Source organism: Dyella sp., assembly GCF_051954575.1.
Lineage (GTDB): Bacteria > Pseudomonadota > Gammaproteobacteria > Xanthomonadales > Rhodanobacteraceae > Dyella_B.
The window spans coordinates 18523-27718 of record NZ_JBQCHP010000116.1; the positions used below are offsets into that span (position 1 = coordinate 18523).

The window sequence follows — 9196 nt, forward strand, 5'->3', positions numbered from 1 at the left end:
GAAGCTACCCGCGCTTAACCCTTGAAATGCTTCCATTTCACCCGAATCTCCAGCACGGATTACCATTGCTTCCTTCGGAGTGACCTTTTTAGGGACGACTATGCGCCGCATCGCACTTTTTCTTCTGACCAACATCGCCGTCCTGCTGCTGCTGAGTATCGTCTGCCACCTGTTCGGCATCGATCAATGGGCGGCCGCGCGGGGCTACGGTGGCATGGGCGGGTTGCTTGCCTACGCCGCGGTCTTCGGCATGGGCGGGGCTTTCATCTCGCTGGCCATGTCCAAGTGGATGGCCAAGATGACCACCGGCGCGCGCGTGATCGAGCAGCCACAGAACGAGGCCGAGCGCTGGCTGGTCGACACGGTGCGCCGCCACGCCCAGAACGCCGGCATCGGCATGCCCGAAGTGGCGGTCTACGATGCGCCGGAAATGAACGCCTTCGCCACCGGCATGAGCAAGAATCACTCGCTGGTGGCGGTCAGCACGGGCCTGCTGCAGCAGATGGATCGCGAGCAAGTTGCCGCGGTGCTGGGTCATGAGATCGGCCACGTCGCCAATGGCGACATGGTCACGCTCACCCTGATCCAGGGCGTGCTCAATACGCTGGTGATCGTGGCCGCGCGCATCGTCGGCCGGTTGGTCGACAGCTGGCTGTCCGGCGGACGCGACAGCCGCGAAGGCACCGGCATCGGCTATTTCGTGTCGGTGATCGTGCTGCAGTTGGTGTTCGGCCTGTTCGCCTCGATGATCGTGATGGCGTTCTCGCGCTGGCGTGAATTCCGCGCCGATGCGGCGGGCGCCAAGCTGGCCGGCCGTGGCGCGATGATTTCCGCGTTGCAGCGGCTGCAGCTCAACCACGGCGAAAGCACCTTGCCCAAATCGATGGCCGCCTTTGGTATTTCCGGCCCGCTGGCGCAAGGGCTGCAGCGCCTGTTCATGAGCCATCCGCCGCTGGATGAGCGCATCGCGGCACTGCAGAAGCAGTTGTGATTTTTTGCCCTTCCCCTCGCCGGGGAGGGCAGGGTGAGGGGGCGATCTCGCCACATGGCGAGTTCGCGGCGGGCCTTGTTGAAGCCTGGGGCAGCTGTTCCCTCACGTGCAACTCCATCGGGAGCTGCACACCTGGCGTGCATTCCTTGTCTTCCAACCTTCGACGACACCATGACCATCACAACCGAAACCCGCAAATTCGAAGCCGAAGTCGCCCAGGTGCTGCACCTGGTGACCCATTCGTTGTACTCGCACAAGGAAATCTTCCTGCGCGAGCTGATCTCCAACGCCTCCGATGCCTGCGACAAGCTCCGTTTCGAATCCATCGGCAAGCCCGAACTGCTTTCCGGCGATGCAGAGCTGCACATCGACGTGAGCTGGGACGCCGATCAGCGCACCATCACCGTACGCGACAACGGCGTGGGCATGAGCCGCGATGAAATCGTCGCCAACATCGGCACCATCGCCAGCTCCGGCACCCGCCGCTTCCTGGAGGCGATGAGCACCGAGCAGAAGAGCGACGCGCGCCTGATCGGCCAGTTCGGCGTCGGCTTCTATTCGGCCTTCGTGGTGGCGGACAAAGTCACCGTGCTTAGCCGCCGCGCCGGCCTGCCGGCCAGCGAAGGCGTCAAATGGGAAAGCGACGGCAAAGGCGAATACGCGTTGGAGCAGGTCGAACTACCCGAGCGCGGTACCGCGATCGTGCTGCACCTGAAAGCCGACGAAGATGAATTGCTCAAGCGCTGGGAGTTGCGTTCGCTGATCACGCGCTACTCCGATCACGTCGCCTTCCCGATCCGCCTGCCGGTGGAAAAAGACGGCAAGCCCAGCGACGAATGGGAAACCGTCAACGCCGCTTCCGCGCTGTGGACCAAGCCCAAGAGCGAGATCAGCGATGAGGATTACCAGAGCTTCTATAAATCGCTGGGTCACGATTTCAACGATGCGCTGGCGTGGACGCACAACCGCGTCGAAGGCAACCAGAGCTACATCACCTTGCTCTATCTGCCTTCGCAACCGCCGTTCGAGCTGATGATGGGCGGCCGTGACGAGCGCAAGGGGCTCAAGCTCTACATCAAGCGCGTCTTCATCATGGATGCGGCCGAACAGCTGCTGCCGAACTACCTGCGCTTCGTGCGCGGCGTGGTCGATGCGGACGATCTGCCGCTCAACGTAAGTCGCGAAATCCTGCAACAGAATCGTCAGCTCGAGCGCATCAAGTCCGCCTGCGTGAAGCGCGTGCTCGACCTGATCGAAAAGCTGGCCAAGGACGAGCCGGAGAAGTTCCAGACTTTCTACAAGGCCTTCGGCAACACCCTGAAAGAAGGCATCGTGGAAGATCACGCCAACCGCGAACGCATTGCCAAGCTGCTGCGCTTTGCTTCGACCAAGGGCGAAGGCAGCACGCAGAGCGTATCGCTGGATGACTACATCGGTCGCATGCCGGTCAGCCAAGACACCATCTGGTACATCACCGCCGACAGTCATGCTGCTGCCGCGGGCAGTCCGCAACTGGAAGCGTTCAGGGCCAAGGACATCGAAGTGCTGTTGATGTCCGACCGCATCGACGAGTGGATGCTGGGCAGCTTGAACGAATACGCCAGCAAGAAGTTGCGCAATGTCGCCAAGGGCGATTTTCCGCTGGACGAGGAAGCCAAGAAGCAGCAGGAAGAAGCAAGCAAGGCGGCCGAGCCGCTGTTGAAGAAGCTCAAGGACCTGCTGGGCGACCGCGTGGGCGACGTGAAAGTGTCCGCACGCCTCACCGATTCGCCCTCGTGCCTGGCGCTGTCCGATTACGAAATGGCACCACATCTGGCGCGTTTGTTGCGCGAAGCCGGGCACGACATGCCGGCCGGCAAGCCGACGCTCGAGATCAATCCGCAGCATGCGTTGCTCAAGCGCGTGGAAGCGGAGGGCGATGAGGGCAAAGCGAAGGACCTAGCCAGTCTGCTGCTGGAGCAGGCGGAAATCGCCGCCGGTGCGCAGTTGCCCGATCCGGCGGCGTTCGTGCAGCGCTTGAATCGCGTGCTGCTGGGCTGATCAGAGCCTGGTGAGGGCTGCGTAGGTTGGGGGTGCAAACCCCAACGTTGCCATGGTGATCAAGACGGCAATGTTGGGGTTTGCACCCCAACCTACGGGAACGTGACGTGCAAACGAGGCAAGTGCGCCCCACACGCTACCGCCAGCCAGCGCATGAAGAGAATGACCGCCACGCCCAGGCTTACCGCCACCGCGCGGTGCGCGCCGAGCTTCTGCAGCATCAGATACACCACGATGCCGGCAATGGCAGCCGTCGCATAAAGATCCTGCTGAAAGATCAGCGGCACGCGCGCACTCATCACATCGCGCAACATGCCGCCGGCCGTGCCGGTCATTGCACCCATCAGCACCACGATCAACCATGACAGCCCCTGCGCTTGCGCAATTTGTGCGCCGCTGATCGCAAACAGCGCCAGCCCCAATGCATCCACAATGAGCAGGCTGTGACCAGGCGGCGGGAAGAACGCGATATAGACCATGGTCAAGGCCGCCGCGAGCAGGATCACCAGCAGATAGCGCGTATCCCGCACCCAGAAAATCGGATGACGGTTGAGCAGCACATCGCGCAAGGTGCCACCGCCGATCGCCGTCAAGGCCGCCAGCGCCAGGCCACCCAGCAGATCCATGTTCGAGCGAGCGGCGACCAGTACACCGCTCACCGCGAATACCGCCACACCGATCAGATCCAGCAGATAAAGCAGCATGCGGGTTCCCCATCAGCTCGTTCGCCAGCCTTGCGTCGACATGCTTGCGTTCCCACTGGCATGCATCACCCAGTGATTTGCCGATAATGCCACGATGAAACAGACAACCTCCGAGCCCCTGATCGAAGTCCGTGCCGATGTCTGGCTTTGGGCCGCGCGCATGTACAAGACCCGCAGCCTGTCCAAGCAGGCCATCGAGGGCGGCAAGGTCGACGTGAACGGCGGCGGTTGCAAGCCTTCCAAGACGCTGCACGTGGGCGACCGGGTGCGCCTGACTCGCGGCGAAGAACGGCTGGAGCTGGAAATCGTGGCGCTTGCCGAGCAACGCGGGCCGGCAAGCGTTGCGCAAACGCTCTACCGCGAAACCGAGGCCAGCCGGCTGGCGCGCGAGGAAGCCCGTGAGCGGCGGCGTCTGAGCGGCGAGGGGCTAAACCGCCCGCCGACCCGTCCAAACAAGCAGGAACGTCGAGAATTGCGACGGCTTAAGGATTTTCCCTGAGTAGCCCATCTCAGAAATCCGCGCGGATCTGCGTGAATATCCTCACAAAAGCGGGCGGCTTCGGAAAAGCTGCCGCGAACAGGGGATTAAAGGGGGAATACCATGAGCGGAATCGACTTCTTCAAGCGATTATTGGGTGGTCACGCGACCGACGACGCGCAGCATGCGAGCCTGCTGCAGGCGGCTGCGGGCTTGCGCACCCTGGTGGTGGACGATTCGCCGACCATCCGCGCCGTGCTCGGCAAGATGCTCGGCCAGGAGGGCTACGCGGTGCAGAAAGCCGTCGATGGCGAAAGCGCGATCGAACTGGCCAAGGCCGAGCAGCCGGAACTGATTTTCCTGGACATCGTGTTGCCTGGCGTCAACGGTTTTTCCGTGTTGCGCACCTTGCGCCACGATCCGCTCACCCAGCACATCCCGATCGTGATGATCAGCGGCAACCAGCAGGCGACCGAGCAGTTCTACGTGCAGCGCTTCGGCGCGGATGATTTCATCAAGAAGCCGTTCGGCCAGCGCGAAATGCAGCGTTCCATTGATCAACTGGTTCGCGCCGGACGCTTGCCTGCACGCGTGCCGATGCCGGTGGCCACTACGCCCGCCGTGGTCGCGGCGACATCGTATGAGGAGCTGCGCAGCACGCTCTCCGGCATGGCGGCCTGATTACCTGACTTCAAACGGAAACGCCGCAGCGTGGGGGCGCTGCGGCGTTTTTTTGTGGCGGAAGTGCCTGCGTTTGGCGATCAGGCCAGATCGAAGCGATCGAGATTCATCACCTTGTTCCAGGCCGCCACGAAGTCGCGCACGAACTTTTCCTGCGCATCGGCGCTTGCATAGACCTCGGCCAGCGCGCGGAGCTGGGAGTTCGAACCGAAGACCAGGTCGGCACGCGTGGCCGTCCATTTGGTCTGGCCAGATTTGCGATCGCGCCCTTCAAACACGTTCTGGTCGTTGGAGACGGCTTTCCATTCAGTGCCCATATCCAGCAGGTTGACGTAGAAATCGTTGGTCAGCGCTTCCGGCCGTTGGGTAAGGACGCCGTGGCGGGTGTTTCCAACGTTGGTGCCAAGTACGCGCATGCCGCCCACCAGTACCGTCATCTCCGGTGCGCTCAGCGTCAGCAGCTGAGCCTTGTCGACCAGCAGCACCTCGGCCGGCACGCTGTACTTGCCCTTGAGGTAGTTGCGGAAACCATCGGCGACCGGTTCGAGCACGGCGAAAGATGCAATGTCGGTCTGTTCCGCCGTAGCGTCCGTGCGGCCCGGTGCGAACGGTACCGTGACATCGACGCCGGCATTGCGCGCCGCTTGCTCGACACCGGCGCAACCGGCCAGAACGATCAGGTCGGCGAGCGAGATATTCTTGCCGCCTGACTGTGCACTGTTGAACGTTTGCCGGATGTCTTGGAGCGTCTTGAGCACTTTCGCCAATTGCTCGGGCTGATTGACTTGCCAATCCTTCTGCGGCGCAAGGCGAATGCGGGCCCCGTTCGCGCCGCCGCGCTTGTCCGAGCCGCGGAAGGTGGAGGCCGACGCCCATGCTGTCGAAACAAGCTCTGAAACAGACAGGCCGGAGGCCAGGACGCTGCGCTTGAGGGCAACGATATCCTGCGCATCCACCAACGGATGATCGACCGTGGGAACCGGGTCCTGCCAAATCAGCGCTTCGGCCGGCACGTCAGGACCGAGGTAGCGCGAGCGCGGCCCCATGTCGCGATGTGTGAGCTTGAACCACGCACGGGCGAACGCATCGGCAAACTGGTCCGGGTTTTCGTAGAAGCGGCGGGAGATCTTTTCGTAGGCAGGGTCCAAGCGCAGCGCCAGGTCGGTGGTGAGCATGGACGGCGCGCGGCGCCTGGACGGATCGTGCGGATCGGGCACGGTGTTGGCGCCGGCGTCACCCTTGGGCTTCCATTGGTGCGCACCGGCCGGGCTGGCGGTCAGTTCCCATTCGTAGCCGAACAGGTTCCCGAAGAAGTTGTTGCTCCACTTGGTGGGCGTGCTGGTCCAGATCACTTCCAGGCCGCTGGTGATGGCGTCGCCGCCGGTGCCGCTGCCGTAGCTGCTCTTCCAACCCAGACCTTGTTCCTCGATGCCGGCGGCTTCCGGTTCCGCGCCCACATGCGTGGCGGGGCCGGCGCCATGGGTTTTGCCAAAGGTGTGGCCACCGGCGATCAGTGCGACGGTTTCCTCATCGTTCATGGCCATGCGCGCGAAGGTTTCGCGGATATCCTTGGCCGCGGCGAGCGGATCGGGATTGCCGTTGGGGCCTTCCGGATTGACGTAGATCAAACCCATCTGCACGGCGGCGAGCGGGTTTTCCAGTTCACGTTCGCCCGAATAGCGCCGGTCATCCAGCCATTTGGTTTCCGCACCCCAGTTGACGTCTTCCTCCGGCTCCCACACGTCCGCGCGACCGCCGCCGAAGCCGAAGGTTTTGAAACCCATCGATTCCAGCGCAACGTTGCCGGCGAGAATCATCAGGTCGGCCCAGGAAATGCTGTTGCCGTACTTCTGCTTGATCGGCCACAGCAGGCGGCGGGCTTTATCGAGATTGCCGTTATCCGGCCAACTGTTGAGCGGGGCAAAGCGCTGCTGGCCCGCCCCCGCACCCCCGCGGCCATCGCCGGTGCGATAGGTGCCGGCGCTGTGCCACGCCATGCGGACGAACAGGGGGCCGTAATGGCCGAAGTCGGCCGGCCACCAGTCCTGCGAGTCGGTCATCAAGGCGTGCAGGTCTTGCTTCAGCGCATCCAGATCGAGGCTCTTGAAGGCCTTGGCATAGTCAAAACCCTTGTCCATGGGATCGGACAGGGAGGAATGCTGGTGCAGGATTTTCAGATTCAACTGATTCGGCCACCAGTCCCGATTGGTCGTGCCGCTGGTGGAGTGTTTGAACGGACATTTCGGTGCGCTCGGCACATCGGCGACGGGCAGGTCCGAAGCGGACAACTTGGGGTCTTGATTCATGGCGGAATTCCTTATCGGTTGAGTGGCTGGCGGCGGCTGGCTTCCGGTTGAATTTACGTGGACGCATTGCATACGTGAATTGAATTGTTTCGATTCATTTCATAGATACAGCCTATGACGGAGATGCCGGCGCTCGCTCGCGTTTTTTGCGATCGTGCGCAAGAAGGATGTCAGCCGCTTGACGGACCGATCAGCTCCATCGCCACCGCGCGCGCCGCGCGCCGCACTTCATCGGCAAACGCAGCGTCATCGATGGTGCGCGCCAGCACCATGCCTCCCACGCATAGCGCGGTAATGGCCAGGCTGCGTTCGCGTGCGTTGCCGTCATTGTTTCCATCGTCCAGGCTGCTGGCGAGCATGCCCGCCAGGTGCTGCAGCAGGTTGCAATACGCCTGTCGCGCGCGTGGACCGGCGCGCGCCGTGTCGGAAGGCAGGGCGATCAAGGGGCACTGGCCTTCGACGTCGTCCAGGTGCGCGCTGGAGAGATAGGCTTCCACTACCTGGCGTCCCAGCGCCGTGCCGCAGGCGGTGCGATCGATCCGCACGTTTTTCCAGCGTTGCGCCGGATCGAAGTGCAGGTACGCTGAAACGGCTTCGGCGAACAATTCTTCCTTGGTCTTGAAATGGTTGTAGAAGCCGCCGCGGGTCAGCCCTGCGCGCCGCATGATTTCATCGATGGAAACGTCTTCGAAGCCACGGCGATTGAACAGTTCGCGCGCGCATTCGACGATGCGCTGGCGGGTTCTCTGCTTGTGTTCGGCGGTAAAGGGCATGGCGCGGGCGTAGGGGCAGTTGCAGCGGCGAAAAGCCTACACCGGAAGCAAAATATGTTCTTGAACATATATAGGATGCTGACACACTTCCCGGCACTTATTCCCCCAACGATGGAGACAGTGTCATGACTATGAAGCTGTACTACGCCCAGACGATGAACCCACGCAAGGCGTGCGCGGTGGCGAAATATCTAGGCTCGCCGGTGGAATACATCCGGGTGGATCTGAGTCGGGGCGAGCACCGCACGCCCGAGTTCCTGGCGTTGAATCCGAACGGCAAAGTGCCGTTGCTGGTGGATGGCGACATGCATCTGTGGGAGAGCACCGCGATCATGGCGCACCTGGCGGTGAAGGCGGGCTCCGATCTGTGGCCCAGCGATGCGGCGCGCCAGGTCGAAGTGCTGCGCTGGTTGTCCTGGGACATCAGCCACTTCTCGCGCCATGGCGGCACCTTGTATTTCGAGCATCACATCAAGCCATTTTTGGGCTTGGGTGATGCCAGCCCGGCGGCGGTGGAAGAAGCGAACGGGTTCTACAAGCGCTTCGCGGCGGTGCTCGATGCGCATCTCGCTCAGCACGAGTATCTGGTTGGCGACAAGCTGAGCATTGCGGACTTCGGTGTAGGTGTGTTGTTGCCGTGGACGAACGAGGCGCGATTGCCGATCCAGGATTTCACCAACGTCATGCGTTGGCACGAGCGCCTGATGGCCTTGCCGGCGTGGCGCGAGCCGTTTCCTGCGCCGTTATCGGCTGCGGCGTGAGTGTTTGCGGCTGCGCCGTACCCTTCGCGGCGCAGTCATTTCGCTGGTTGGGTTACCCCGGACTTGATCCGGGAGTAACCCAACCTGCGATGACATCACTCACGCCTGATGCGACTGGGTTAAACCAACGCTTTGAGCCGATACAACACATCCAGCGCTTCGCGCGGCGTGAGCGCATCAGGGTCAACGTTCTTGAGTTCGCGCTCGGCGGCGCAAGGTTCGGGCGGTGCGAACAATCCCAATTGTGGTGACGGCTCCTGCTGCAGCGATGGCTTGGCGGTGTAGCCATGCATGCCATTTTCCAACTGCGCAAGGGTCTTACGCGCGTCGGCAATCACCGATTTGGGCAGGCCTGCCAGCGCGGCCACTTGCAAACCGAAGCTGCGATTGGCTGGGCCTTCCTTCACCGCGTGCATGAAAACCAATTGATCGCCGTATTCGACGGCGTCCAGATGCACGTTC

Annotated in this window: 9 protein-coding genes; 5 read left to right on the forward strand and 4 right to left on the reverse strand. The window is 62.3% G+C overall.

The features are described 5' to 3' along the window. The first annotated feature begins 100 nt into the window (after positions 1-100). Both htpX and htpG read left to right on the forward strand, forming a co-directional pair. Positions 101-991 carry a protease HtpX gene (gene htpX / locus ACTHNE_RS15490; protein WP_440269726.1) on the forward strand — a complete coding sequence of 297 codons (891 nt, stop codon included), beginning with the start codon at positions 101-103 and terminating at the stop codon, positions 989-991. A 171-nt stretch (positions 992-1162) separates the two neighbouring features. Beyond that, positions 1163-3031 (forward strand): molecular chaperone HtpG, encoded by a 1869-nt coding sequence (gene htpG, locus ACTHNE_RS15495; RefSeq protein ID WP_440269727.1) that lies wholly within the window; start codon positions 1163-1165, stop codon positions 3029-3031. A 92-nt stretch (positions 3032-3123) separates the two neighbouring features. Here the strand turns inward: htpG and ACTHNE_RS15500 are convergent, their stop codons facing one another. Continuing rightward, complete coding sequence (locus ACTHNE_RS15500) at positions 3124-3735, reverse strand: trimeric intracellular cation channel family protein (protein WP_324939930.1); 612 nt, start codon at positions 3733-3735, stop codon at positions 3124-3126. A gap of 94 nt (positions 3736-3829) precedes the next feature. Here ACTHNE_RS15500 and ACTHNE_RS15505 point away from each other — a divergent pair, with 94 nt between their 5' ends. Beyond that, on the forward strand, positions 3830-4234 hold the full coding sequence (locus ACTHNE_RS15505) for an RNA-binding S4 domain-containing protein (protein ID WP_324939926.1): 405 nt from the start codon (positions 3830-3832) through the stop codon (positions 4232-4234). Positions 4235-4336: 102 nt separating this feature from the next. Beyond that, positions 4337-4894 (forward strand): response regulator, encoded by a 558-nt coding sequence (locus ACTHNE_RS15510; protein ID WP_324939923.1) that lies wholly within the window; start codon positions 4337-4339, stop codon positions 4892-4894. Between the two features lie 80 nt (positions 4895-4974). Here ACTHNE_RS15510 and katG read toward each other — a convergent pair whose 3' ends face one another. After that, entirely contained in the window at positions 4975-7152 is a 2178-nt protein-coding gene (gene katG, locus ACTHNE_RS15515) for a catalase/peroxidase HPI (RefSeq protein ID WP_440269729.1), read from the reverse strand. 218 nt (positions 7153-7370) lie between these two features. After that, a complete protein-coding gene (locus ACTHNE_RS15520) occupies positions 7371-7973 on the reverse strand; it encodes a TetR/AcrR family transcriptional regulator (RefSeq protein WP_324945153.1) in 603 nt (200 codons plus the stop codon). 125 nt (positions 7974-8098) lie between these two features. Between ACTHNE_RS15520 and ACTHNE_RS15525 the strand changes: the two genes are divergently transcribed. After that, positions 8099-8734, forward strand: a complete 636-nt coding sequence (locus tag ACTHNE_RS15525) for a glutathione S-transferase family protein (RefSeq protein WP_324945150.1) — start codon at positions 8099-8101, stop codon at positions 8732-8734. 119 nt (positions 8735-8853) lie between these two features. On the opposite strand, the gene ACTHNE_RS15530 is transcribed toward ACTHNE_RS15525, so the two are convergent. Then, positions 8854-9196, reverse strand: a 343-nt coding sequence (locus ACTHNE_RS15530) for a MutS-related protein (protein WP_440269728.1), incomplete at its 5' end; no start/stop codon positions are given.

Excerpts from the sequence above, each read along its gene's own strand:
- ACTHNE_RS15520 (WP_324945153.1), bottom strand. The coding sequence starts at position 7,973 with ATGCCCTTTACCGCCGAACACAAGCAGAGAACCCGCCAGCGCATCGTC.
- htpG (WP_440269727.1), top strand. The coding sequence starts at position 1,163 with ATGACCATCACAACCGAAACCCGCAAATTCGAAGCCGAAGTCGCCCAG.
- ACTHNE_RS15510 (WP_324939923.1), top strand. The coding sequence starts at position 4,337 with ATGAGCGGAATCGACTTCTTCAAGCGATTATTGGGTGGTCACGCGACC.
- ACTHNE_RS15500 (WP_324939930.1), bottom strand. The coding sequence starts at position 3,735 with ATGCTGCTTTATCTGCTGGATCTGATCGGTGTGGCGGTATTCGCGGTG.
- htpX (WP_440269726.1), top strand. The coding sequence starts at position 101 with ATGCGCCGCATCGCACTTTTTCTTCTGACCAACATCGCCGTCCTGCTG.
- ACTHNE_RS15525 (WP_324945150.1), top strand. The coding sequence starts at position 8,099 with ATGACTATGAAGCTGTACTACGCCCAGACGATGAACCCACGCAAGGCG.
- ACTHNE_RS15505 (WP_324939926.1), top strand. The coding sequence starts at position 3,830 with ATGAAACAGACAACCTCCGAGCCCCTGATCGAAGTCCGTGCCGATGTC.